General features: G+C 44.0%; 22 protein-coding genes. 7 read left to right on the top strand and 15 right to left on the bottom strand.

Annotated elements, in window-relative coordinates:
* Positions 1-127: 127 nt before the first annotated feature.
* The 4 genes from ACETMN_RS17215 to ACETMN_RS17200 form a co-directional block, all read right to left on the bottom strand.
* Positions 128-319, bottom strand: a complete 192-nt coding sequence (locus ACETMN_RS17215; RefSeq protein ID WP_411734819.1) for a hypothetical protein — start codon at positions 317-319, stop codon at positions 128-130.
* A gap of 178 nt (positions 320-497) precedes the next feature.
* The gene (locus tag ACETMN_RS17210; RefSeq protein ID WP_411734818.1) at positions 498-1,130 is read right to left on the bottom strand and encodes a DsbA family oxidoreductase; all 633 of its coding nucleotides are present in this window, start codon (positions 1,128-1,130) and stop codon (positions 498-500) included.
* Positions 1,131-1,186: 56 nt separating this feature from the next.
* Positions 1,187-1,831 carry an NAD(P)-dependent oxidoreductase gene (locus ACETMN_RS17205; protein ID WP_411734817.1) on the bottom strand — a complete coding sequence of 215 codons (645 nt, stop codon included), beginning with the start codon at positions 1,829-1,831 and terminating at the stop codon, positions 1,187-1,189.
* Between the two features lie 39 nt (positions 1,832-1,870).
* Positions 1,871-2,530 (bottom strand): SDR family NAD(P)-dependent oxidoreductase, encoded by a 660-nt coding sequence (locus ACETMN_RS17200; protein WP_091020102.1) that lies wholly within the window; start codon positions 2,528-2,530, stop codon positions 1,871-1,873.
* A 198-nt stretch (positions 2,531-2,728) separates the two neighbouring features.
* Here ACETMN_RS17200 and ACETMN_RS17195 point away from each other — a divergent pair, with 198 nt between their 5' ends.
* The gene (locus ACETMN_RS17195) at positions 2,729-3,322 is read left to right on the top strand and encodes a TetR/AcrR family transcriptional regulator (RefSeq protein ID WP_105598929.1); all 594 of its coding nucleotides are present in this window, start codon (positions 2,729-2,731) and stop codon (positions 3,320-3,322) included.
* Positions 3,323-3,670: 348 nt separating this feature from the next.
* Here the strand turns inward: ACETMN_RS17195 and ACETMN_RS17190 are convergent, their stop codons facing one another.
* From ACETMN_RS17190 to ACETMN_RS17180, 3 genes are all read right to left on the bottom strand, one after another.
* Positions 3,671-4,630: an L-threonine 3-dehydrogenase gene (locus ACETMN_RS17190; protein ID WP_411734816.1), complete on the bottom strand. Its 960-nt coding sequence runs from the start codon at positions 4,628-4,630 to the stop codon at positions 3,671-3,673.
* A gap of 36 nt (positions 4,631-4,666) precedes the next feature.
* Complete coding sequence (locus tag ACETMN_RS17185; protein WP_091020108.1) at positions 4,667-5,857, bottom strand: glycine C-acetyltransferase; 1,191 nt, start codon at positions 5,855-5,857, stop codon at positions 4,667-4,669.
* 236 nt (positions 5,858-6,093) lie between these two features.
* A complete protein-coding gene (locus ACETMN_RS17180; RefSeq protein WP_411734815.1) occupies positions 6,094-6,291 on the bottom strand; it encodes a hypothetical protein in 198 nt (65 codons plus the stop codon).
* A 422-nt stretch (positions 6,292-6,713) separates the two neighbouring features.
* On the opposite strand from ACETMN_RS17180, the gene ACETMN_RS17175 reads away from it, so the two are divergent.
* The 4 genes from ACETMN_RS17175 (at position 6,714) to ACETMN_RS17160 (ending at position 9,404) form a co-directional block, all read left to right on the top strand.
* Entirely contained in the window at positions 6,714-7,550 is an 837-nt protein-coding gene (locus ACETMN_RS17175) for an alpha/beta fold hydrolase (RefSeq protein ID WP_192131367.1), read from the top strand.
* A gap of 240 nt (positions 7,551-7,790) precedes the next feature.
* The gene (locus tag ACETMN_RS17170) at positions 7,791-8,252 is read left to right on the top strand and encodes a DUF1348 family protein (protein WP_091020113.1); all 462 of its coding nucleotides are present in this window, start codon (positions 7,791-7,793) and stop codon (positions 8,250-8,252) included.
* Entirely contained in the window at positions 8,249-8,830 is a 582-nt protein-coding gene (locus ACETMN_RS17165) for a TetR/AcrR family transcriptional regulator (protein WP_091020115.1), read from the top strand. The genes ACETMN_RS17170 and ACETMN_RS17165 overlap by 4 nt, the downstream gene beginning before the upstream one ends.
* A 103-nt stretch (positions 8,831-8,933) precedes the next feature.
* Positions 8,934-9,404, top strand: coding sequence for a DinB family protein (locus ACETMN_RS17160; protein ID WP_091020117.1), 471 nt, complete (start codon positions 8,934-8,936; stop codon positions 9,402-9,404).
* A gap of 135 nt (positions 9,405-9,539) precedes the next feature.
* Here the strand turns inward: ACETMN_RS17160 and ACETMN_RS17155 are convergent, their stop codons facing one another.
* A complete protein-coding gene (locus ACETMN_RS17155; protein WP_244660857.1) occupies positions 9,540-9,641 on the bottom strand; it encodes an ester cyclase in 102 nt (33 codons plus the stop codon).
* A gap of 54 nt (positions 9,642-9,695) precedes the next feature.
* Here ACETMN_RS17155 and ACETMN_RS17150 point away from each other — a divergent pair, with 54 nt between their 5' ends.
* Positions 9,696-9,968 carry a winged helix-turn-helix transcriptional regulator gene (locus tag ACETMN_RS17150; protein ID WP_256975362.1) on the top strand — a complete coding sequence of 91 codons (273 nt, stop codon included), beginning with the start codon at positions 9,696-9,698 and terminating at the stop codon, positions 9,966-9,968.
* A 363-nt stretch (positions 9,969-10,331) separates the two neighbouring features.
* Here ACETMN_RS17150 and ACETMN_RS17145 read toward each other — a convergent pair whose 3' ends face one another.
* The 3 genes from ACETMN_RS17145 to ACETMN_RS17135 form a co-directional block, all read right to left on the bottom strand.
* Positions 10,332-11,936: an extracellular solute-binding protein gene (locus tag ACETMN_RS17145; RefSeq protein ID WP_192131369.1), complete on the bottom strand. Its 1,605-nt coding sequence runs from the start codon at positions 11,934-11,936 to the stop codon at positions 10,332-10,334.
* Positions 11,937-12,069: 133 nt separating this feature from the next.
* Positions 12,070-12,960 (bottom strand): carbohydrate ABC transporter permease, encoded by an 891-nt coding sequence (locus tag ACETMN_RS17140; RefSeq protein ID WP_029880772.1) that lies wholly within the window; start codon positions 12,958-12,960, stop codon positions 12,070-12,072.
* A 28-nt stretch (positions 12,961-12,988) separates the two neighbouring features.
* A complete protein-coding gene (locus ACETMN_RS17135) occupies positions 12,989-13,903 on the bottom strand; it encodes an ABC transporter permease (protein WP_373564964.1) in 915 nt (304 codons plus the stop codon).
* Positions 13,904-14,123: 220 nt separating this feature from the next.
* Between ACETMN_RS17135 and ACETMN_RS17130 the strand changes: the two genes are divergently transcribed.
* Positions 14,124-15,926 (top strand): sensor histidine kinase, encoded by a 1,803-nt coding sequence (locus ACETMN_RS17130; RefSeq protein WP_411734814.1) that lies wholly within the window; start codon positions 14,124-14,126, stop codon positions 15,924-15,926.
* 66 nt (positions 15,927-15,992) lie between these two features.
* Here the strand turns inward: ACETMN_RS17130 and ACETMN_RS17125 are convergent, their stop codons facing one another.
* The 4 genes from ACETMN_RS17125 to ACETMN_RS17110 all read right to left on the bottom strand — a co-directional run bounded on the left by ACETMN_RS17125 (position 15,993) and on the right by ACETMN_RS17110 (position 24,632).
* Entirely contained in the window at positions 15,993-18,104 is a 2,112-nt protein-coding gene (locus ACETMN_RS17125; protein ID WP_411734813.1) for an alpha-galactosidase, read from the bottom strand.
* Positions 18,105-18,283: 179 nt separating this feature from the next.
* Positions 18,284-22,849, bottom strand: a complete 4,566-nt coding sequence (locus tag ACETMN_RS17120) for an S-layer homology domain-containing protein (RefSeq protein ID WP_411734812.1) — start codon at positions 22,847-22,849, stop codon at positions 18,284-18,286.
* A gap of 44 nt (positions 22,850-22,893) precedes the next feature.
* Entirely contained in the window at positions 22,894-23,040 is a 147-nt protein-coding gene (locus tag ACETMN_RS17115; protein WP_179198660.1) for a hypothetical protein, read from the bottom strand.
* A gap of 59 nt (positions 23,041-23,099) precedes the next feature.
* The gene (locus tag ACETMN_RS17110; RefSeq protein WP_091020127.1) at positions 23,100-24,632 is read right to left on the bottom strand and encodes a response regulator; all 1,533 of its coding nucleotides are present in this window, start codon (positions 24,630-24,632) and stop codon (positions 23,100-23,102) included.
* Positions 24,633-24,731 lie beyond the last annotated feature (99 nt).

Below are 24,731 nucleotides of genomic sequence, written 5' to 3'. Positions count from 1 at the left end.
ATCCTCATTACAATTATTCTTATATGCAATATATCGCATACACGATTGAGAAGCAATTATTATTTCATTTTATTACTCACTCCATTAATTTGTCCGGATATTCGAAGCCGAGCTTAGGTTGAACTCCTCAATGAGGATATGCACTATTTTTGGTTACGATATCCTTCTCTTTCTCTGATAAATGAAGCGCTTCATTAGCTGCATAAGAAAAGAAAGAATACTCATCCATTTTACTTTCTAAAGCACTTTTTCTAATCAAATCCGGATGGAAACATAGCATCCAGCCTTTCTCATATTTGTCTCCTGTCCTTCTCTCCATTCAATTACTTCAACTTACATTGACTCAATTATAGTAGGATACTATTGATCAACAGCTTGGTGCATATACGCATCCACTTTGGGTTTATCCGAATCTCTCATCAAAGGGCTTATACAATAAAAAAAGGTCCCGACAAAAAGCAGTCGACACCTTTTTTTACAATGCTTATTGGTTTTATTTATTGAGATGCTTGGTTAAGAGCTTTTAAAAATACCTCTGTTGGTTGTGCGCCGGATATCGCGTATTTTCTATCAATGACAAAGAAAGGTGCTCCTGTTATCCCTAATTGTTTTGCTGTGGCTTCATCTGAACGCACTTCGCTAGCATATTTGGATGAATCATGGAGAACTGCGATTGACTCGTCCCTATTCATTCCAACTGATTCTGCAATATCTGCTAAAGTAACATGATCACTAATTAGCTTGGCGTCCGTGTAATAAGAGTAGAACAGCTTCTCTGCTAATTCCTGATCTTTACCCACAGATTTGGCATACTGGGTTAAACGATGCTCATCAAACGTATTGGTGGGCTTTATTTGGTCGATATTATACACGAGACCCATCATTGCTGCTTGTTGTTCAAGTTCAGCATGTGCCTTTTTCGCTTGCTCGATACTCATACCATGTTTCTCAGAAAGTATTTGATGCATACTTTTGCCTGAGTACATGGATGTTTGCGGATTAAGTTCAAAGCTTTTATATTCAATGACCACTTCACTCGAAGGAGCGAATTGCTCCAGTGCAGACTCTAATCGTCGTTTACCAATATAACAAAATGGACAAACATAATCTGACCATATCTCGATTTTCATTTTGAATCCTTCCTCACTAACCACCTTAATCGGTGAATACTACATTTTTATTGAGCTTATTTGTTATAAATAATAGGCATTTTTCTAATCAATTGGTTGTCACGAGCAGCAGAGTACATGAATTTGGCAACATTTTCTCTGGAAACAGACATTTTAGCCGATTGATCTCCGAATGAATAGTCATAAGACTGCCCTGTGTATTTAACATTGGGGTTAATAATTCGAACGACTGTCCAATCCAGATTCGATTCCTTAATCATTCCTTCTATTTTCTTCATTTCTGCATAACCGTTTGGAAGGAGAACTTTGGCTAATACACCTGGAAGTATCGTGGACATGTTTTTCTTATCGTCATCTGATTGCAAAGCTGGCGTTGCAAGTGTAATGAACCTTTTTTTGTTAAGTTTGTTCATAGCCCTAATCATCAGTTCGTGCCCGTCAGCAATCGGCGTGCCTTTAAGCTTTCGTGACATATCGGATGCTGGACCCAATGTGCTGATTACGACATCGGATTCGGCAATGGCTTTCTCGATGGTTGAAGTATTTGAAATTTCCCCTTGTAAAAGGCTCAAATTTGGATGTTTGAGACTGATTTTTTTGGGGTTTCTAACGTATGCCGTAACGAAATCTCCGTGATCTAATGCAAGTTGGGTTACAAGCTGTCCAATTGCACCACTTGCACCAAAAACAGTGATGTTCATATTCTTTTCTTGTATCTCCTTCAAAATAAATTATTCAACTTACACTTTATCTTCAGTTATAAACTCTTCTACTCTGTCTCTTTTGGTGTACATGTCGTACCAAATATCAGCGATTTTATCTTGAACTCCTGAGTTCGGTTGCATCCAAATTCCAATTGAAAGATGACCCGCATAAACCCCTTTATCCGATAATTCGCTGTTCAAATTAAAGATATAATTACGAAGTCCTGAGATTGCAATTCCGACATTGCCCATCATCGGTACCGGGTGAATTGCTGAGCCTCCAGTCGTAAATAACAGGGCACCACTTTGCTTATCCAACATATCCGGAAGCACTTGTTTAACGCTCGATAAAGCACCTAAAACATTATATTGAAATTGGTATAACGCATTTTCTTCAGTTACATCTAGTGTTGGCGCTACTGTGTCAAAGCTCGGCGTTGGACTGTATTCAAGAACATCAATATATCCGTATTTCTCTTTAATAGCGGCAAATGCCATCTCAATTTGTTCTTTGTTTAATATGTCCGCTTGAAAAGAAGCAGCTTCGATTCCCAATTGTTCTAATTCAATAACCAGTTGGTTCAACTTTTCTTCATTTCGCGCAATAAGCGCTACGCGGAAGCCATTTTGCCCGAATTTTTTCGCGATGGACATTCCTAAACCTGCTCCTGCTCCAACAATCGCTATCGTTTTCATCTAAAATCTCCCCTTTAATTAGAGTTAATTATCAGTAAGATAAATAATGGTCAACGTGTTGTATATTTATCTTTTGTTTATTATGATGAATATAAGGTCAGCCTTCAATGTTTAATAATTTTGATTTTGAGAGATAAAATACAGTTTCAACTTAAATGTCGTATATCTAACAAAAAAAGTTAAGGGAATTGAGCCATAATGAACAAAAAAATCGATTTGCGTATCCTTCGCTCCAAACATTCGATAAAAAAAGCGTTTATAGAACTTCTTAATGAAAAGGGGTACGAAGGAATTACGATTCAAGATATTGCCGATAAGGCAATGATTAACCGAAATACCTTTTACCTTCATTATCAGAACAAACCCGATTTGTTAAACGTATCTATGGACGAATTACTAGAAGAACTAAATAGTACACTCAAGCAATGCTCAAGCAGCAAAACTCCTGTAAGCGGCTCTATGCTTGAACAACTAATGCAAACCATACTGGAGAAAATTAAGGACAATATTCCCTTTTACAGAGCATTGTTACTAGATGAGAATAGAATCTATGGTTTTCAATCAAAGATGGAGGAAATTATAAAAAATACAGTGGAAGATGGCTTGGATGATATTTCCCTGAAGATTTCAAAGGAATTATTACTTCAATATATTGCATCTACTTTTATGGGCATTGTAATATGGTGGGTTAAAAATGATTTTTCTTATACTCCAAATGAACTCGCTTCTCAATTCGGAAAAATTTTAACTCATGGACACTTAAAAGCCGCAGGTATTTCAATTGATGATTAAAGTGATAAATGCTTGCGAACAGTAGCTGGCTAGATAGGAAAGAAAAGGAGCCCCTCGAATGAGGGCTCCTTTTCTGTTATTACACTTTCAAAAAATATTATTGTACGCTTGAAGATAAACTAATACCTCCGCTCTTCGCTTTACGACTATTCTGCCCGTTAGCTTAATGTAAATGATACATTTCGTAATCAACATGTCCTGTTCCTTCAACCCAGCCTTATTTCCTCTCGCAAGATGGAGGATGAAAAAAAAGAAGCTGCAACAAAAGGTCCGGGTAACGTCAAATCTCCTCTTGATGCAGATTCTTTTGTATTTCTACTCGCTTGGCACAGTGAATTTATAATAGATTTAAGCTTTGCGAAGCATTTGTCTCTTGCTTAGCTGTGATAGCATATCCTTCGTCATGGCCTTCAAGTCGTAGCGGGCATGAAATCCCCATTCTGTTTTTGCTGCTGTCGCATCAATGGAATGCGGCCAGCTATTGGCTATCGCCTGTCTCTTCGGATCAACGTCATAATCTAGGATAAAACCGGGAAATTCCTCCCGAATCGCTGCAGCAATCGCCTCCGGATCCACGCTCATTGCAGTGACATTAAATGAGTTTCGGTGTATCAATCGGGATGAATCCGCTTCCATTAAATTGATAATAGCGTTCAGGGCATCCGGCATATACATCATGTCCATGTCTGTGCCCTTGGCGATATAAGATGTATACCGTCCAGTCGTCACGGCTGCGTAATAAACTTCCACCGCGTAATCCGTCGTTCCTCCACCGGGAGGCGTCATATAAGATATCAATCCTGGGAATCGCAGCCCCCTAGTATCCAGGCCGTACTTGTGAAAATAATAATCACAAAGCAGTTCGCCGGACACTTTGTTCACGCCGTACATCGTATTGGGCCGCTGGATTGTATCCTGCGGGGTATTGTATTTCGGAGTCGTAGGGCCAAAAGATCCAATGGAGCTTGGAGTGAACAATTGGCAGCCGAGCTCTCTGGATACTTCAAGTGCATTCATCAATCCGCCCATATTCAAATTCCAGGCAAGCAGGGGTTTCTCCTCTGCGGTAGCCGACAGCAGCGCAGCCAAATGCATGATGGTATCAACTTCGTACCGCTTGGCGATTTCGAACATTGCCTTATCATTCGTCACGTCCAGCAGCTCGAATGGTCCGGATCGGGTAATTTCGTGGGCTGATGACCTGAGATCCGTAGCAACGACATCATCCGCACCATAAATCTCACGTAATTTAACAACTAACTCAGAACCGATTTGGCCGAGTGCCCCGGTCACCAAAATCTTGTTCATAAGACATTCCTCCCGAAATATACTCCCGCGAATGCACTAAATCAGCTTCATTTCCTTGCCAACTTTCTCATAAACAGAGATCACTTGGTCGAGCATCTCCTTGGTATGGGCAGCTGTCGGCATGTTGCGTATTCTTCCAGTTCCTTTCGGAACCGTAGGAAACAGGATTGCCTTGGCGTAAACGCCTTCTTCATAGAGCCGTTTGCTGAACTGTTGGGTGGTTACTTCATCGCCAATGATACAAGGTGTGATCGGAGTTTCGCTTTGGCCTACATCATATCCAAGCCGGCTCAAGCCATTTTTCAAATGATTGCCGTTCGCCCATAGCTTCTCGATCAGTTCTTTGTCATTCATCAAAATGTCGATAGAAGCGCTACAGGAAGCGATTGCAGCCGGAGGTAGCGATGTCGAGAACAGAAACGGACGGCTTCTCAGCTTCAACCATTCGATCAACTGTTTTTTACCCGCCACATAACCGCCGACAACGCCGATCGCCTTGGAAAGAGTACCGATTTGAAAGTCGATGCGGTCGGACAATTCAAAATGCTTCACGGTTCCTGCACCTGCTCCGAGAACGCCCGAACCGTGTGCATCATCGACATAAGTAATCAGATCGAATTCTTCTGCTATTTCCACGATTTCGGGAAGTTTTGCTATATCACCATCCATGGAGAAAACCCCGTCGGTGATGACCATAATTTTATGGTACTGACCGGATTCCTTGGCCTCTTTTGCCTGCTGTCTTAAATCATTCATATCCGAATGCTTAAAGCGAATCACCTTGGCTCTCGACAGGCGGCAGCCATCAATAATGGAAGCGTGGTTCAGCTCATCGGATAAAATCGCATCATGCTGGTCCATTACAGCGGATATAGCAGCCATATTACAGTTAAATCCCGATTGATACACGATAACGGCTTCCGTTTTTTTGAAACGAGCCAGTTTTTCTTCAAGCTCAATATGAAGATCCATCGTACCATTAATTGTTCTCACAGCCCCTGCTCCTGCCCCGTATGTCTGCGCCGCCTTAACTGAAGCGTCAATCAGGCGGTAATCTGTTGCCAAGCCCAGATAGTTATTAGAAGACAAATTGATTAGGGACTTTCCGTCAATACGAATAACAGGACCATTTGCCCCCTGCAGTGTATCGATGAAGTTATATAGACCTTTATTCTTTAGATCTTCGATGTTCGAACTTAAAAATTGGTCCAATGCTTGACTTGACATTCGATTCCCTCCTTGATATACGTTTGTCCTTGTACAGGAGACATGTCATTATGCGAAAAAACCTTGTTATAAAGGGGGTTTGACTAATTTCAATGTAGCATCTTTTTTATTCTTTGTACACATGTGGAGGACAAAAAAGTGAAAAATACGCAAATAAATATAGTGATTATTCCCCCTTCCCCGAAAGTAGCGGAAGCGTTTTGGCTCCAGAATCAAAGGTCTTGTTTTCGATTAGTTTAAGATTGATCTTCTCCTTCCAGATATTCTTTCACGAGTCTGGAATTATTCCATTCTACTTTCTCCAGCTTCGTGGAAAAAACGATGGCTATCCCTTCGATCCACTTGGCATGATTGCGTTCATGTAGCGAAGCTGATGGGTTCGAAGGCACTGATGGCCAGTAACTGTGCATCATCTGATAAGTCCACACCCCCAAATGATAGTGTCGGCAGAACTCAGAATTCCTTTCGCATGCTTCTCCAAATCAGCATCGTAGGAAACCAGCCAAACTCCCATTTCACCTTTCGGCCCTCCTGCAAAACCGTCAAGCGATGCGTGCAAAAATTAAACGAGTTTTCTCATTTTAAATTCTCTTTTGTTCATCTTGTGAAGTAGGCTGACAATGCTGATAATCTTGGGTGGGATTCGTCATCAACCTTTCGCGCTTCTCAAAGGAAGATGTTGATGATTAACTGAGTACCCACGCTAAGATATAAACTTGCAAGTATAAACCAATCGGTTTATACTAATACAAACAGTATAGAGAGTGAGGCGATCCATGAACAAGCCCCCATTCATGTTTCTGAGCTTATAGCTTCTGTATGAACAAAAATATAATAACTCATGGAGGTATTTTCTATGTCTAAAGTAAATGTAGGCGCTGAGAATGAACAACCAATTGAACTGTATTATGAAGATCATGGTGAGGGGAAACCAATTATTCTGATTCATGGCTGGCCTTTGAGTGGGCGATCCTGGGAGAAGCAAGTTCCTGCCCTAATTGAAGCAGGCCACCGTGTTATCACATATGACCGTCGTGGATTTGGTCAGTCTTCCCAACCTTGGGATGGTTATGACTATGATACTTTCGCTTCGGATTTGCATAAATTGATACTGCACCTTGATCTGCACGATGCCACATTAGTCGGATTCTCCATGGGTGGCGGCGAAGTTGCACGTTATGTGGGAACCTACGGAACAGCGCGTGTTTCCAAAGCCGTATTCGCGGGAGCGGTTCCTCCATATCTCTATATAACCGAAAACAATCCTCAAGGTGGGTTGGATGATGCAACGATTGCAGAATTCCAAAACGGGGTTAAAGCGGATCGGCTAGCATTTTTGGATGGTTTTACAAGCAACTTTTTCGCTGCTGGAGATCGTACAGACCTTGTGAGCGAACCATTCCGTATTTATAACCGTGATATTGCAGCTCTGGCTTCACCTAAAGGCACATTGGATTGTATTGCTGCCTTTGCCCTTACGGATTTCCGTCAGGATCTGGAGAAGTTCAACATTCCAACACTGGTTATCCATGGTGATTCAGATGCCATTGTGCCTTTGGAGGTGAGTGGACAACGTACTCATGAATCCATCCCTGGCAGTCGTCTGGTCGTTGTCGAAGGTGGACCACACGGATTTAATGCAACCCATTCTGAACAATTTAATGCAGCATTGATCGAATTTTTACAGGGTTAAATTAAGTTCGACTGATGATTTTAACCAAAAGAACAAAATGAGAGAAAAGTAGAACGTCTCCTATAGAGGGGACGTCCTGCTTCTTCATTATTGTATAGGATATGCATATGATTGATGGCTACTTGGTACATTATGAATCTGAACCGTTTCGAAATTTGTATTGAATTTCGGATGTAAACTTGCATTTATAAACCGATCGGTTTATATTGATACAAACAGTTTAGAAAGCGAGGAAATCTAATGAATAATTTAACTCCCCCATTTACTCTTGAGACAGCAATCCAAAAAACGCGTATGGCTGAAGACAGCTGGAATAGCCGAGACCCTCAGCGCGTCTCACTTGTGTATACTGAGGATTGTTATTGGAGAAATCGGAGCGAATTTATAACAGGCCGCCAAGAAATTGTATCTTTACTAACTCGGAAATGGGCCAAAGAACTGGAATACCGCCTGATCAAGGAGCTTTGGTCATTTACGGATAACCGTATTGCCGTTAGATTTGCATATGAATGGCGTGATGATAGTGGCAATTGGTTCAGATCGTATGGAAACGAGAATTGGGAATTTGCTGAGGACGGCTTGATGCAGCGCAGATTTGCTTCGATTAATGACATGCCGATTAAGGAAGAGGAACGTAAATTTCATTGGCCTCTCGGCACGCGCCCCGCTGATCATCCAAGCCTAAGTGAGTTAAACCTATGACTCGTACTGTTTTTGAAAAAGCTGATGTCATCCCTCTCGTTGCTGAGGTATTTCGTGAATTAGGTTATGAGGGCGCATCTTTGAGTAAAATTACAGCCCGTACGCGTCTATCTAAAGGAAGCTTGTATTATTTCTTTCCGGGTGGAAAAGATGAGATGGCTGCTGAAATTCTTGCACATATTGATCAATGGTTTATCAAGAACATTTTTGAACCGCTCGAAAAGAATGAACCCCGGGCAGCCATTGATCATATGTGGCAAGAGGTCGATACTTATTTTCAATCCGGTCAGCGTATATGCCTTATTGGTGCATTCGCTTTGGACGAAACCAGAGATCGATTCGCTGCTGTTATTCGGCAATATTTTGTGAGATGGATTGAAGCCCTAAGCGCGGCACTAGTTCAAACAGGGAACTCTAAAGAGACTGCTGACCAAATTTCAGAAGAAACAATTGCTAGTATTCAAGGGGGATTAATTCTGAGTAGAGCTCTTAATGATGAATCCTGTTTTGAACGTACGTTGGCAAATCTGTCACAACGAGTCTCAACTTATGTTTCTAAAAGCAACTCTGATCATTGACACAAAAGTGTATTTTAGTAAAACTGACGGAATTTCTTCACCCCAATAAACAAGTGTTTTTTTCTTAACGATTTCATTAGCGACTTTATCGGAGGTCAATATCATGAACAATTTTGTCGCAAAACAATTGGGATTTGTTCGCCGTCAGGCAATTGATTATGTGAGGAATATAAATGACTCTGCCTCGGAAATAATTCCAACAGGTTTGAAAAACAATATAAAATGGAATCTAGGCCACATGTATGTTATACATGAGAAGTTCGCTTTTCAACTTACTGGGCAAGAAACCAATTATCCTGCTAATTTTAATAAGTTGTTTGATCCTGGAACTAAACCATCTGACTGGAATATAGAGCCTCCAACGTTGTCTCAAATAATCGACTTGTTAATTGAACAAATTGAAAGGGTTGAATCGCTACTTTTAAGCAAATTGAAAGAAGAAATCAATCCTCATTACAAGTCTTCTACAGGACTTATCTTTACAAATGTAGAACAATTACTGGGTTTTCTGATTTACCATGAAGCAATGCACTTTGCAACAATTAAAAATATAAAGAGCATAATTGACAATTAGGATTAGTAAGGATTTGTTAAAACCAATGTCTGGCCACGAAATATTGAGTTTTCTTATTACATTATTAGTAGTGTCCCTTCACTTAAACGAACAAACCGACCTTAAATCCTACTAAAGTTGGAATAAGGTTGGTTTCTATGCCTTTGGAATTGCCCCTATTTGTTGAAGCAAGCCAAGCATATCGGGTTGACCATACTCTTCACTAATCTGGCCATTAGAGATACGATAAAAATTCATTGCATTTACTTCGATTTTTTTTCGTGTTGGTGGAAAACCGAGAAGTGGAAGTTATTGGTTATGAGGGATCTCTTCAAGGGAACTCAACGATTCGGAGAACTTCGTAAAAGTATCCAGGAAATCAGTCAAAAGGTACTCACTGAAAATTTACGTTCAATGGAAGAGGATGGAATTGTCATTCGTACTGTTTTTGCGGAAGTTCCTCCGAGAGTTGAATACAGCTTAAGTGAATTAGGAAATTCGCTTAAGCCAATTATATTCTCTATGGAAACATGGGGACTTGGGTACCAGAAACTCAATGATGAACTTCCAAACGATACTCAGTAGAGTGAATGAGGTCAAAGGTTACTTACGGTCATTTCAAAATGGAATAAACTCTTCTATTACTCCCACGGAATCACAAACTTTGTATTTTCATCTCCAAGTAAAATCAATGGAGGACTCATATGCCCTCCATTGATTTGTAAGAGAAAGTTGATCTTTGAACACCAGTTTCTGCAATATTACTACTGCATGAAGATAAACCGAAAAGAGAGATTTCCCTTAGATAATTCTCTGATGTATTTTTAAAATATCTGCCGCCCCCCATCATTTTTATCCCAACAAAAACCCGTTAATCTCATACAGATTAACGGGTTTTTAAAAAAATAGGTTTTTGACATAAGTATTTATTTATAAGTTGATATCCAATTATTTGGAAGACCAAAGTTCCATACGCTGAGCATATTTTTCGTTGATGATATCTTCCACTTTCTCATCGCCAGCCTTTTTCATATCCTCCAGCATCTTGTCGAATACCGAATTGGCTTCGGCCTCACTTGGGGCAATAATGGCTCTCGTAATACTCTGATCCATAATATCCTTCACTTTCTGGGCCGTCAGAGCTTGAGGTGTTCCCCCATCCGGATTCAGGTTGTCATACTGCGCTGTATCCCATACGGAATCGCCCAGACTCTTAATGGCCAGTTCATCCACTTCACTGCGCTGGAATTTAACTGCCATGTCATACGGCTGTCCGTTCGGGTCCAGACCATTTTTGATAAACCATAACCATTTGCGAACGCCGCTTTTCTTCACCGTATCATCCCAATTATCCTTGAAGCTTTGCAGGAATTCAGGTTTTGGTTGTCGCTTGCCATCCACCATGGTGTACTGTTCGCCTTCCCTGCCCCACAGCAGCAAATGCTGTCCTTCATCACTCGCCAGATAATTAAACAGCTTTATCGTTTCTTCCGGGTGTTTGTTGTTTTTGGTAATGGCGATTGCATCCCATCCAAGCGAACTTCTTGGGCCAAACGTCGTTTGAGCCGGATCTACACCTGGAGCAACAACTTTGTAAGCAAAGAGTTGATTCTTTTCCCCGCCATCCTTCTTCAAGGCCGCATTGCCGTTCCCCGGGTCCCAATATGCACCTGGGGTAGCAAATACCGCACCAGTCGTCAGCTTTTGAATCCAGGTCTGTGTTTTGCTAATCGCAAATTCCTTTTCGATCAGACCTTCTCTATATAAGCGATTCATGTATAACAGCATCTCGCGATATTTGGGGTCCTTGACATCATATTGCAGACGTCCGTTGTTGTCATAATACGTTTTTAAGCCCCACATGCCTTTGAATGTGCCCAGATTCGCACCCATGTTCTCCCCGTTCATCGTCATCGGAATGGACTCTTTGCCATCAATCGTATTGTATTTCTCTTTAAAATTTTTCAGGAGTGCTTCGAATTCGTCTGTTGTGAGGGGCTGTGAACCATCTGCTTTGTCCGGAAGAAACTCTTCCAACAGGCTCTGTCTCATCAGCATACCAAAAACCGGATCACTGTCGAGTCCATACCAGTTTGCCAGATAGTAGTTCTTGCCGTCTGTATTACGTGTTTTGGTCAAGGTATCTCCGTACATTTCTTTCAGATCAGAACCATATTTCTCAATTAACTCATCCAGTGGAATGAATGCCCCACTTGAAATGTATTTGTCGAGGGAAGCATCTCCTCGGCTCATGACTACCACATCCGGATAGTCACCACTGGCGAGCATCAGGCTCAGTTTTTCCGTTGGATTACCTGTTGGCTGTTGGATGGAGATCTCTATGCCCGTCTTTTTGGTGATTTCCTGGGCAACTGCATCGGTAAATGGTTCTCCTTTGGTATTGCCATCAAACCAAGTCAGCGTAATCGGCCCTTGTTCCCCGTCTTTACCAGCTGTATTGTTCTCCCCATCATTGGAGGAGCAACCCGCCAGCAAACCAACCGCTAATGCAGCTGTAATCCCCATGGTCATCCATTTTTTAGTCTTTGTCATTGACACCCTAATTCCTCCCAATGAATAAATTCCTGTTGTGCTAGATTGAGCATTTCCAAAACGATCTTTGCCCACCCCCTTTCAGGGAGAGACCACCGGACAAGCCTTCCCTGTAACCGGATTATGGAACAGATTAACTTTTCACCGCTCCCAAAGTCATGCCTTTAACAAAGTATTTTTGCAGGAACGGGTACACCATAACGATTGGTAAGGTGGCTACCATCGTAGCAGCCATTCGAATGGTATCGCTGGAAACGGCGTTTCGTTTGGCGGAATTAGCCAACATTTGCGTTTGGGAAATCATGCCACCGGTCTGAAATTGATTCAATATTTTCACGAGCACGGCTTGCAGAGTCTTCAGATCCGAACTATAGGTGAACGCATAGGAATCAAACCACGCATTCCAATGCCCTATCGCTTGAAAAAGTCCCACTGTTGCAAGTACAGGTGTTGTCAGCGGCATCACAATTCGGAAGAAAATTGTCAGATCGTTAGCCCCGTCTACCCTCGCCGATTCTTCAATCTCATGGGGCAGCTGCTCCATAAAGGTACGGACAATGATCATATAGAACACATTCATCAAACTGGGCAAAATGAATACCGAAAAGGTATCGATCATATTCAGCGCCTTAAGCACCATGTAGAATGGAATCAGTCCGCCACTGAAATACATGGTAAAGATAAAGTACAGGTTCCAGCCTTTGCGTCCAATCAGATTCCGCCGACTTAGCGGATACGCAAGCATCGTAATGACGAGAACCGATAGCGGTGCGCCAATCAGCGTTCGTTTGACGGTTACCCACAGACCGTTTAAAATCTCGCTATCTTTCAGAATCTGCTGATAGCTGTCCAAGGTCAAATCTCTGGGCCAAAGATAAACGCCGCCTCGCACCGTATCCTCCGCGCTGTTCAATGAAAGAACGAGTATATTCCAAAACGGAAGAAATGTAACCAGTAATACGAGAATAAGAATGAAATATACAATTATTTTGAAAATACGATCCCCGAATCGGTTCAGAATCATTACAAGCGCTCCCCTCTGTCTTCTGTAGTTAGAACAACGCCTGGTCGTTCACTTTTCTGGAAATCCGGTTCACGATAAGGACAAGAATGAAGGCGACAACGGATTTGAACATCCCCACAGCAGCACCATAAGAGAACATGCTGTTTTGTAGTCCGTATTTGTAAGCATAAATATCAATAACTTCGGAGTATTCAAGTACGGTGTTATTTTGCAGCAGATATTGCTGTTCAAATCCTGCATTCAAAATGCCTCCGACCGCGAGAATAGCCAATATGACAATGGTAGGACGCATGGATGGCAGCGTAATATGCCACATTTGCTTAAACCGGCTGGCTCCGTCCACCCTGGCCGCTTCGTAGAGCTCCGGATTAATGGAAGCGATTGCAGCCAGATACATAATGGCACTGAACCCCATCTCTTTCCACATGTTCGACAATGCGATAATCCACCAGAACAGAGGACCGTTTTGCAAAAAAGCAACGGGTTCTTTGACAATGCCCAGCAGAACCAGAATGTTGTTAAGCATTCCATCCGAAGCCAGCAGCGTAATCACAATGTTGGCTGCAATAACCCATGAGATAAAATGTGGCAGATAAGAAACCGTCTGCACAAAACGTTTGAAAAATCCCTGTCTCGCTTCATTCAGCACAAGCGCGAGGATGATCGGGGCAGGAAATCCGAAGAACAGCGTGAGCAAGCTTGTCGCAAGCGTATTACGCATAACCCGGTAGAAATCCCCTGTAGTAAAGAAATACTCAAACCATTGGAAACCTACAAATTCGGCATGGAAGAACTGGTAAAAGAACGATCCCCCACCCGGTTGATAATTTGTAAACGCCATATACAGTCCAAACATCGGACCATAGGAAAATAACAATGTCGCAATGAAGGCAGGAAGCATAAGCACGAATAACCATTTTTGCTCTTTTAGTCTGCTTATCAAGTTATTGCTCCTGACTGTTTTGATAGCGCTTACCTTATGCATTAAGTACCCTCCCTTTTTCTATACAGCAGCATGGTCGGCCATATCTTGATTCAACTTCTCTCCTATTAATCATAAATTTGACACGGATTACTCGCCATAGTTGAATTCTCCGAAAGATACCGCTTTTTAAAGATGTTTTTGTGCAAAGTGAGGATTGGATTTCCATATTCACTCTGCTATGATGAACTGTGCAACGAATATTCAGTCAAGAGAGGGCTTCCGGATGCGCCAATTCTATCGAAAATACATATACATGCCTTTTGTTAACCTGAGCTTTCGTTCCAAGTTGTTCATGGTATTTGTTCTGGTCACCATCATTCCAATGATGCTATTGGTTTATTTTTCCTATGAACTTACCAAAACGAAACTTACCGAGCAGATCTACATCAATATGACGAACTCAACAGCTCAGATCACTAAAAATCTGGAGAACAAACTGGATAGCTACGAACACATTTCCGCCTCCATTTATTTGGATAACCGCCTTGCCAATTACCTGACGAACGAGTATCAGGATGACCCATCCTATCTGGACGTCTATAATTACATTGGCAATCGAATTGACACCGTGATGGCTGCCTACCCTGATTTTGATAGCGCATTCATTTATTCGGATAATCCGTCGCTGCCCAAAGACAATTTTTATATCCGGCCGATCACATCCGAAGTCCAGACCACGGAACTGTTTCACAAGCTGCAGCAATCCTATGGGAACATTATTCATCTCTCCACGCCGCAGACAGAGAACGGTCCTGCCATGTTTACACTCGCCCGGCTGCTGAACAACAATAGTAATCAGTATCCCTACGGGATGCTGGTCTTTCAAATCTCGGAGTCGGTCATCTATTCCTTAATGGAAAAGGAAGCAGGCGGCAAAGATATTTTCATCATAAATGACAAAGGTATGATTCTGTCCTCCGCCGACAAACAGTTAATTAATACAAGCCTGCCCGAACTGCTTCATCAACATTTTGACGATGCGGCTTCAGGGAGATTTGATACAACGTATCAAGGCGTAAAGGCCCTAGCGGTTTATAACACGCTCAAAAACGGCTGGAAAACGGTATCCATTTTCCCTTATGACAGTATTATCAAGGATGCCAAAGCTCTCTCTCAGCTTATTATCAAAATTTCACTAGGCTTCATCGGCGTGGCGCTGCTGCTCATTTATATTACCGCATCGCTATTCAGCAAACGCATCAGGACGTTAATACGGATGATTCGGCGCATTGAACGGGGAGATTTCAACCCTACCCATGAGGAACAAATGGGCAGTGATGAGATCGGCCAGCTTCACTTTGCATTCGAACAGATGACAACCCGGTTGAAAAGCCTGGTGACGGAGGTCTACCAAAAGGAGCTGCAGAGCAAGGAAGCCGAGCTTGACCTGCTTCAAGCTCAGATCAATCCTCATTTTCTGTATAATACACTGGGCTCGATCTCCTCTCTGGCCGTAAAGCATCAAGATCCACAGATTCAGGATATGGTCCTTCATCTGGCCAAGTTTTATCGGATATCCCTGAATAAAGGAAAGAGTATCCTGACCATCAATGAGGAATTAAAACTGACGCAGAGCTATAATGCCATTCAGCTTATTCGATTTAAGGGAAAGCTGAACATCATCTACACGATAGATCAATCGATCCTGCCCTACTCGACCGTGAAGCTTGCGCTGCAGCCTTTTGTGGAGAATGCAGTCATTCACGCTCTTTGGAATCAGGATCGGCCTCTAAATATCCATATCAAGGGTGTCATCGAGAACAATAGTATCATCTTATCGGTTATAGACGACGGAATGGGCATGCGGCGAGAGAAGCTTGAGGCTTTGTTTGAAGAGAAAGAAGGACGGGGTTATGGGATTTCAAATGTGGATCGGCGGATTAAGCTGAAATTTGGTGAATACTACGGTGTTAAAGTGTATAGCAAACTTGGTATGGGAACTACCGTACAGATCCGTCTGCCGCAAAAAGAGATCCAATAAAAAAGGAGTGCAATGCAGCCACTAGTGGCTTGCAAAGCACTCCTTTTAAACAGTTCTTCCAGAACGTTATACTTGCTCAAGGATGCGATACACCAGGCTGTCGAAATCACCGCGTATAGGCAATTCCACCCCAATGTTCATCAGTGCACGTCCACTAACCGATAACCCCAGCACTTCAATGAGATAGGTCTTGTCAGCCTGAAGACCTGTCAAACGGAGTCTTGGCAACGGTTCACCCAGCTTCTGCGAGTGAAGAAAGGCGAACAGCACATGGTCACTTCCGGCTGCATCGCTGTACTGGACAGCGGTAACTCCCTTATGACGAAGCGCAGTCAGGCGGAATTGTCTGCCGAATTGCACCAGGTGGCGAATGGCTTTGTACTGATCGATGAATTCCCCGGACTGCCCAATCCACTCATCACTCCACTCGTTCAGATTAGAACCAATACCAAGTGTGCCCATCATTGCACTATGGAAGCGATACTTCAGAGAGACGTTTCGGCCGTTCATTCCTGTAGGCGACTCGGTTACCCAACAGGTCATCATACGTGGTGCGTATGTATACGAGAAGCCTTCCTGAATGCTCAAACGGTCGAACGCATCCGTATTGTCACTCGGCCAGGACTGATCGGCATAACGAAAGATGCCCAGATCAATCCGCGAGCCACCTCCTGTGCAGGTCTCAAACTCGACATCCGGGAACTTGGCTCGCAGCCGTGCCCAGATATCATACAAGCTCTGGACATGCCTTACCCATACTTCTTTCTGACGGTTAATAGGGTGACCCTTCATGCCCGGTTCCGTAATGGTCCGGTTCATATCCCATTTAATGAACTTAATCTCATGATTGCCAAGCAGTTCGGTCATAAATTCGATAATGTATTGCTTGACCTCTGGCTTGGAAATGTTCAACAGCAGCTGATTACGAAGCTCCGTACGTCCCCGTGTCTCAAAATGATATACCCAGTCCGGATGTGCTCTGTAGAGATCACTATCCGGGTTGACCGACTCCGGCTCCACCCATATGCCGAATTCCATCCCAAGTCCATGAACCCGGTCAATCAGCTCGACTAGTCCGTTCGGGAACTTCTCTTTGTTCACGTTCCAGTCACCCAACCCCGCACGGTCGGAATGCCGCTGCCCAAACCAGCCGTCATCCACAACGAATAGTTCCACACCCATTTTGGCTGCCCTTTCGGCAAGCGCCATTTGGTCCTGGGCATTAACATCGAAATAGGTAGCTTCCCAGGAGTTGTACAGCACTTTACTGATTTTACTTCGCGGCAGTATGTAATTGTATTGGTACTGATGCAAACGGTGGCTCATTCCGCCAAAGCCTTCTGGGCTGAATCCGCCGACAAAGACAGGTGTCTCAAACGTTTCGCCGGCACCCAGCAACCATTCATTGTCAAAATCATGGATGCCACCTGTTACCCGTACATGCGTGAATGGGGTCTTCTCCGCAACAATCTTCCAGTTGCCGCTCCAGGCCAGAGCACCAAACCATACCCCACCGCCGCTTTCTGTGGAAAGACCATCATCAATCGCAAACCATGGGTTGGCATGACCGTCAGTGAAACCTCTCCGCGATTCAAGTACCTTTTTTCCCTCTGTCAAAATGGTATTGCGCAGTTGGAACTCACCCGACCATTTCCCCGTAACATGCGTCAGACGGTAATCCTGGAGATATGGCAAAGTCCAGGCTGCGGATTGCATGCTTTCCAGCACAATATCCCCCTGTCCCCTATTGACGATATTGGCGTAACGCTCCACCAGGTCGAACTCCGGGATAACCCGATATACCAGCTGTGTTTCAAGTGCATATGCCTGATCCTTCAAGGTAATAATCAGCGTCTGTCTGCCATCCTGTTCTATGATCTCGTGACGGTCATACCTAACCTGAAGATCGCGGACACCATCAGGCATCCGCAGTTTCAGAGATGGCTCTGTATAAGATGCACCTCCCCAGAAGCTGTACTCCTCCACCTCTCCTTCCACTTCCGCGTCAAAAGAGCTGTGGGATTGTAGATGGAGCAAAGGAACGCTGTCCTCGATACTCACTGGATCTCCCCAATACAGATGCTGTAGGTGTTCTCTCTCATTAATTCCGAAAATATAGGATGAATGTTGTGTCTGTATTGCAAATATACGCAATTGTTCATGATATTGAATCGTCATGTTTACCCCTTTCAGGTTCCGTGTTTTGGTACCTAAATGCTATGTGTTGTGAACATACTTATTATTGTAGGAAGCAGGAGTTACGTTAGCCATATCGCATTCTTACAATCCATAGGGGAAATCATCTGTCATTCTAAGTTATGAAAATAAGGCTGCGATATAATTCGCAGCCTTAAAGCTTACTTCAAAATCAGGTTATAGATGACCTGAGCCGCTTCTGCCCGGGAAGCAATCCCTTTAGGCACAAACTGTCCCTGTCTTTGGACCAGTCCTAGTCGGGCTGCATCCTTTACCGAATCAGCTGCCCATGAAGAAACCTGATCCATATCGGTAAACAAGATATCGGTAGAACCAACAGGCACGTTTCCAACATTCAGTTCATATGCCTTCATCAGCATCACCGTGATTTCCTCCCGGGTAATCTTTGAATCCGGCTGGAAGCTGACTGCGCTTCGTCCCTTCACAATACCGGCTTGGGTCGCAATCGAGATGGGTTCCGCGTACCAGTCATCTGTCGCTACATCTGTAAAGTGTACTTCCCCTGCTACGGTCAGCCCCAGAGAATGAACGAGCATGGTGGTGAATTCCGCGCGGGTGATTGCACGTCCTGGCTCAAATTGTTCCTCGTTTGTGCCATCAACAAACAGCTTAGCCGCTAACTCCTTGATGACAGAGCTAGCCCAATGATTGGCCGGAACATCAGCGAACGTCCGATTCAGTTCCAGAACAGCATACTTGCTAAAGTGGCTCACTTTAGTCGTTAATACACCATTCGCATAATCGGATTTTAAAAATTCCAGTTCTCCATTTTCGTTAATATAATACATTCCTCCCTGTGAAGGGTCGAAGCCCTCAGCTGCTGCCAGGCTCAGCGTAATGGGGTGATCAAACACAGAGAGTGTTTCGGTTGTACCTGATTTGGTTGTTGCCGAAAGGCTGAATTCATAGATTTCTCCCTTAAGGGAAACCGTTGCCCGGGAAGATGTTTCCACTGCAGCAACGACCTCCCTGGCCTTGCTGCCAAGCGGAACCATTTTCAAGGAAATTGTACTATCATCCTGTTGCCCTGCTGGTAACTTATCCAATAGCTGCTGGAACAAACTCGCAGGGATTTGCAGGGTTAGCTTGCCTGATTTCACTTCCAGTGGATGGTTGCCGAGCTTGCGTAAAACAGCAGATGACAATTGTAGCTCCTGAGTACCAGCCTTGATGTCCACAACGGCTTTCCCTGCTCCACTGTCCACTTTCAGCATATCGGCTGTGATGATCAGTGTTACTGTATCGTTCTCCTGAGCTGTGCTGTTGCCGGAGTTCCCACTAGTAGTATTATTGTTGTTGCCGGGATTGCTTGGATTACCTGGGTTTCCTGGGTTGCCTGGATTTTCAGGGATAATCGTTTTTTCGGTCAATTTAACCAACTTCGATTCAGCCGGCCCCAGCGAGATGGACCATGAACCTGTGGCTGACGAAGATTCACCTGTCCACAAGTCTTTTAAAGTATAGGTTTTGGAATCATTCAGTCCGGCGCGGCCCAGATCGATCGTTTTGTTTGCTGAACTGTTGCCGTTGTAATTAAATACAGCAAGGTAATAATCATTGCCTTCCTTCAGAACAAACGAATCTGCGGCATTTGCATTCGTATTTCCTTCAAGCGGCTTGAATACTTTGCCTTTCAGCGCCACCTGAAGAACATCCATGTTATTGTACAATGATGTCATGTATTCCTGTGCCTTGGGATCGTTCACATCATCGGAATCCATCATCACCGTGCCGGCAATTACACCGGAATTTACCCGGCTGCGGGCTTCCTCCAAGCTTGATGCTCTGCTTAATGCCAGATGATCAGGGTCTGTATAGGAATAAATCGTCCCATTTTGCCAGAATCCATATGTCAATGAATTGAGCATGTACTCCGTCTCATTGATTTTGCCATAGGTGTCACAAGAGATCCGTCTGCTATGCGCATATTGACTTGGAAAGATCGGTGCAATGGACGCACTAATAAACATTTTCCCATCCAATCGCTCTTCGACATAATGCATCCCTTCATTGTAAGCCTGGATCCCTGTCGTCACATTAGTGTCATAGTGTTGGCCTTCCAGCGAGCCATGGGTTAGGAAATCCAGTTTGATGAATGTGAATCCAAGTGATTTGAACTTATCCAGAAAATAATTCATGCGCATTTGACTCCCCGGATGTGTCACATCCAGTGCATATGCTCCATCCAGTGTAGGAAGAGGTTTCCCTGCACCATCCTTGAGTACAATATCACCATACGTATATTGCCCATTGGTACCATCCACTTTTTGGCTCATATCGTTGCCCCAATACACAAATGGTCCCCAATAGATGCCTGCATGCTGACCATTGTCCTTAATGACAGATACAGCTTGGGCAAGCTCTGCATCACTCAGATTATCCCAGTAGGAATCCATATTAATGAATACATTGCCGTTATTATTGAACTTCGCCAGGCTGTTCTTGAAATAATTGGACACATCCACTACGTTCTGATACGACAGCCCGCTATCATAGGCTCCCCAGCTATTCCAGCCAACAGGTACACCTTGTGGCAGATCTGGATTTAACGCTAGGGGAGGCGTGATGATCGCATTGGCTTTACCGTATTCTTCAAGTCCTGTACGGTAATCACTGAAACCGCCTACCATAATCATGGGTGAGGATATTTCAGTACCAGTCAGACTGCCATGTGGCTGAGTATCGCGGGTAACGTCACTGGCTGCACCACCATATACAGCAAATTCATTCAACTGATTAGCTGAGCCTTTCCAGTCAATACCTGTCTTCCAGGTGTCATGGGTTACTGAACCGATCACCAGACCGTTACGAGTCGAGTTATTGAATACTGTCGTCATCTCGTAGCTGGTATCCGCCCGATTCATCGTTTGAGATTTGTAGCGAATCCAGGCATCATTGTCAAAAGGCACCGTAAGTACTCGATTATCCGAGCTGACGCCGATATCTAAACCACCCGTATTTTTCACGGTAATGGGTGACATATAATTGCTCTGAATCTCTGTATCACTGAAGACATCCAGACGGTTGAGGAAATACGATTGATCTTCATAAAGCCGATAAATCTGCTTCATGGTTGGTTTACCAGTTGACGTATGAACAAAGCTCAACTCGATGCCTTTGCCGAATCCATCCTGAATCTCCAGCGGTGCTCCACTGCTCGTATGACTCTCATACCCTTTGGTTTCCACAAGACTCTCACCAATTTTAATGCTACTGAAGATACCCCGCATCTTCTGTCCGTCTGCCCAGCTATAACCGACGAATCCAGTCTGGGTATTATAAGACACTTCGTATTGTCCGTTCGATACCAGAAGGCCATACGTGTAATCAGTCACCGTAATATCCCCGTATCGTTGCGAGTCACCCGGTGTTCCCAGATCGTCATCTCCTTCACCGGGATTCTCGGGTTCTGTCTCTATCGCAGGCTCTACGATAATCCGGTCCAGATCGGGAGAATAACCATTGTTGTCTGAAAAAGTAATCGTATTCTCGCCTTGAGTTAAGGGGAGTGTAAGATCATACGTACCTACCGTATCCCAATCCGATGTTTTGGGCAGGTCGTGGAACTGCTCTTCCCCGTTATTTGCGCGGACATAGAAACTGCGCGGATCACCGGAAAAATAAGCGACCGTAACACGGTAATTACCTGTCATCGGGGCTATAATCTTATTGAACGTCAAGGAGCTACCGCCATTAAGATAACCGACCTTCTTGCCGCCGGAAGCATTCGGACTCTCTGTTACACGCGCTTCACCAGTCAGCGTATTGCCCGAATCTTCGGCTTCATAACTAAGCGTATACGGGATGACTTCAATTCGGTCAAAATCGGGGGAGTACCAATCATGATCCGAGTACGTAATGATATTGACACCCTTATGAAGAGATACCTCCACATCATACATGCCAATCGTGTCCCAGCTTGCCGTTTTGGGCAGATCAATCATCTCGTCCGTGTCATTGTTCACCTGCATATAAACAGGTCGCTGATCACCGGAGATATAAGATATTCGGATCAAATATGTACCATCTGCCGGTACGTTGATATTCGTAAATTGCAGTGAACTGTTTTTGTTCAGATCGGTTACTTTCTTCCCACCCGAACTAATGCTGCTGTCTACCACCTTGGCATTGCCTTTCAAAATGTTGTCGGCCGCTTCTGCCTCGATAATTGCACCATGCAAATTTTTCTTCCAGTCGTCTCCGTCCCCTTCTCCCGGGTGGCCACTGTCCAAACCGCGGATCACGATCTTGTCGATGTCGGGAGAATACCAGTTGTTGTCATCAATCAGGATGGTGTTGGTCCCAGCGTTCAACGGAAGGGTCACATCATATGTTCCCACCGTATCCCAGTCGAATGTCTTGGACGGTTCTTCATATTGCTTCTCCCCGCCATTCGCACTAATATTGAATGGCCGCGAATCACCTGAAATGTAGTAAACGGAAATCTTATAATTTCCTGTCTCACTTACAGCAATATTATTAAATTGCAAGGAACTGCCCTGATACATGCCTCCAACCTTCTTGCCGCCTGAAGCCGTCGGGCTATCAGAGATCATCGCGTTACCTAGCAAAGTATTCCCTTCCGCTTCGGCTTCATAGGTATTCATATCATCGGCGTGAACTGTTCGGGCGAACTGGCCCCCGCCAACTACCAAGCAAAAAATGATAAAGAACACAAATCCTTTTTTCATCATCCGTCCCAACATAACATGCCTCCATTATCTAATGATTGAGTTAGGTCTCCCTATGCCTATTCCTGCAGTGGTTCACAGCCAATTTTGTAATCGCTTTCATAAAGAGCTGTCAAATCAAATCCCCTCTCTCCTCCTTCCTTTCCTATATGCCTAATTGTAAAAAGGAGGAGGGGGATGTTCCATACCACAATGTTACTATTCATACAGGAAAGCCTCTTTCATTTGCCATATCAATACCATCATTACCAGACAGCCTCTATAGTCATATACTTTTCCTGTATTCGTTGGGTGTTACGCCCTGTGTCTTCAAGAATAGAGAAATAAAATAGGATGTACTCTCATAGCCCACGGTCTGCGCGATATCGTGAATCTTGAGCGAGCCGTCTGCCAGCAGTTCCCTGGCTTTATCCAGTCTGATGCGTGTCAGATAATCGTGAATTGTCATCCCTGTTTTGTCCTTGAAAATGGATCTCAAATAGTTCGGTGACAAATAGACCTGATCAGACAGGCTGTTGATGGTAATCGGCTGATTGTAATTCTGATCGATGAAGGTACGGACCTTGTGAATCAATTTTGCATTTTTGTCCATAAACCGCTCGCCCAGCATGCTCACCGCATCTTCCGCAGTACCGAGAATCAGATCCTCGATCTCATGCAGAGTCAGTGCATTATAGATGGAGTGATACAGCTCAGCCCGCTTCGGAACAGGTTTATGAAGCTGCTCCAGCAGCTCATTCACGAGATCTATCGACCAGTCGCAGATGATTTTTTTCTTGACTCTCAGTGTTGCCAATCCCTCAATATACCCGTGCAGCTTCTGTGCCGCCCATTCAAAATCCAGTCGGTTAATAGCCTCAAACCATTCCTTTTGTTCAAAAGGGGGCATATGTTCTGTATAAAACTGGTTCGAAAGCTTCCCCCCATGAATAATTGTGCCTGAACCTTCATAGAAACGCTCATTCAAGATGGTTCGCGTCTGTTCGTACAGACAGTGAATATGGGATAACGCGGTCTCTTGTCTGCCTACGGCAGCCGTCACCGTGAAATCCAGTGCACTACGAATAGCCTCAGCCAAGTCTTCCCACGCATAATGTCCCGGCTGCTGTGCCGCTTCCATAAATACACCTGTCTCTCCTTCCTTGTAATCCACAAAGATCGCTTTCATGTTTTTCGCCTTGAAGAAATGGTCGAGAAAAGCCACCAGCCGACCTGTACATTCCTCCAGACTTTGCTGTTCCTCTTCAGCCTCCTTGGGATCGATACTGAACAAGACCATTGCATATCGGGCGGTCTCTGGTTGTCGGGTTAGACGGCTGTAACTACAAGCAAGATCATTAGCACGAGCCTCATTTTTTTCGTAAGATAACTCTTTCAGGATATTGGCTTTGGCCGCCTCCATGGAACGGTTCTTCATTGCAACCTCTTCACAACGCTGTTTAACTTTACTGATAACGCTTTCAATTTCGTTCATATCCAAAGGTTTTAGCATATATCCCACGGCCCCTACGTTGATAGCCGATTTTACATATTGAAATTCATCGTGTCCGGTCAGAAACATCACCTGGATCGAGTCGTAGCTCTCATGTATCTTTCTCGCCAGATCAATACCGTTCATGATCGGCATCTGAACATCGGTAAGAACGATATCAGGCTGGGTGGCCTCAATCTTCTCCAAGGCCTCCCTGCCGTTACTCGCCGTTCCCATGATATAGATCCCCATCTCTTCCCAACGGATATAATCCCTCATCATCTCGAGTCCCAGCTCTTCATCGTCTACCAAAAAAATACTGTACATCCATGTCCCCTCCCTTTGTCTCTTTCTGTCTCTATTATATGTTTTTCCCCCCGTGGGACCATGGTTCATATCAATGAAAGTCATTTTCAAGTATAGATC

This window comes from Paenibacillus sp. M2 (assembly GCF_046713495.1).
GTDB lineage: Bacteria > Bacillota > Bacilli > Paenibacillales > Paenibacillaceae > Paenibacillus > Paenibacillus amylolyticus_B.
The sequence above is the reverse complement of the archived record's forward strand: the minus strand, read 5'-3'. Positions and strand labels throughout refer to the sequence as shown.

Coding starts and splice junctions, on each gene's coding strand:
- ACETMN_RS17115 (WP_179198660.1), bottom strand. CDS start 23,040: ATGAATAGTAACATTGTGGTATGGAACATCCCCCTCCTCCTTTTTACA.
- ACETMN_RS17145 (WP_192131369.1), bottom strand. CDS start 11,936: ATGACAAAGACTAAAAAATGGATGACCATGGGGATTACAGCTGCATTA.
- ACETMN_RS17205 (WP_411734817.1), bottom strand. CDS start 1,831: ATGAACATCACTGTTTTTGGTGCAAGTGGTGCAATTGGACAGCTTGTA.
- ACETMN_RS17140 (WP_029880772.1), bottom strand. CDS start 12,960: ATGATTCTGAACCGATTCGGGGATCGTATTTTCAAAATAATTGTATAT.
- ACETMN_RS17200 (WP_091020102.1), bottom strand. CDS start 2,530: ATGAAAACGATAGCGATTGTTGGAGCAGGAGCAGGTTTAGGAATGTCC.
- ACETMN_RS17130 (WP_411734814.1), top strand. CDS start 14,124: ATGATGAACTGTGCAACGAATATTCAGTCAAGAGAGGGCTTCCGGATG.
- ACETMN_RS17185 (WP_091020108.1), bottom strand. CDS start 5,857: ATGTCAAGTCAAGCATTGGACCAATTTTTAAGTTCGAACATCGAAGAT.
- ACETMN_RS17190 (WP_411734816.1), bottom strand. CDS start 4,630: ATGAACAAGATTTTGGTGACCGGGGCACTCGGCCAAATCGGTTCTGAG.
- ACETMN_RS17160 (WP_091020117.1), top strand. CDS start 8,934: ATGAACAATTTTGTCGCAAAACAATTGGGATTTGTTCGCCGTCAGGCA.
- ACETMN_RS17175 (WP_192131367.1), top strand. CDS start 6,714: ATGTCTAAAGTAAATGTAGGCGCTGAGAATGAACAACCAATTGAACTG.
- ACETMN_RS17215 (WP_411734819.1), bottom strand. CDS start 319: ATGGAGAGAAGGACAGGAGACAAATATGAGAAAGGCTGGATGCTATGT.
- ACETMN_RS17125 (WP_411734813.1), bottom strand. CDS start 18,104: ATGACGATTCAATATCATGAACAATTGCGTATATTTGCAATACAGACA.
- ACETMN_RS17170 (WP_091020113.1), top strand. CDS start 7,791: ATGAATAATTTAACTCCCCCATTTACTCTTGAGACAGCAATCCAAAAA.
- ACETMN_RS17210 (WP_411734818.1), bottom strand. CDS start 1,130: ATGAAAATCGAGATATGGTCAGATTATGTTTGTCCATTTTGTTATATT.
- ACETMN_RS17155 (WP_244660857.1), bottom strand. CDS start 9,641: ATGAATTTTTATCGTATCTCTAATGGCCAGATTAGTGAAGAGTATGGT.
- ACETMN_RS17110 (WP_091020127.1), bottom strand. CDS start 24,632: ATGTACAGTATTTTTTTGGTAGACGATGAAGAGCTGGGACTCGAGATG.
- ACETMN_RS17195 (WP_105598929.1), top strand. CDS start 2,729: ATGAACAAAAAAATCGATTTGCGTATCCTTCGCTCCAAACATTCGATA.
- ACETMN_RS17165 (WP_091020115.1), top strand. CDS start 8,249: ATGACTCGTACTGTTTTTGAAAAAGCTGATGTCATCCCTCTCGTTGCT.
- ACETMN_RS17120 (WP_411734812.1), bottom strand. CDS start 22,849: ATGTTGGGACGGATGATGAAAAAAGGATTTGTGTTCTTTATCATTTTT.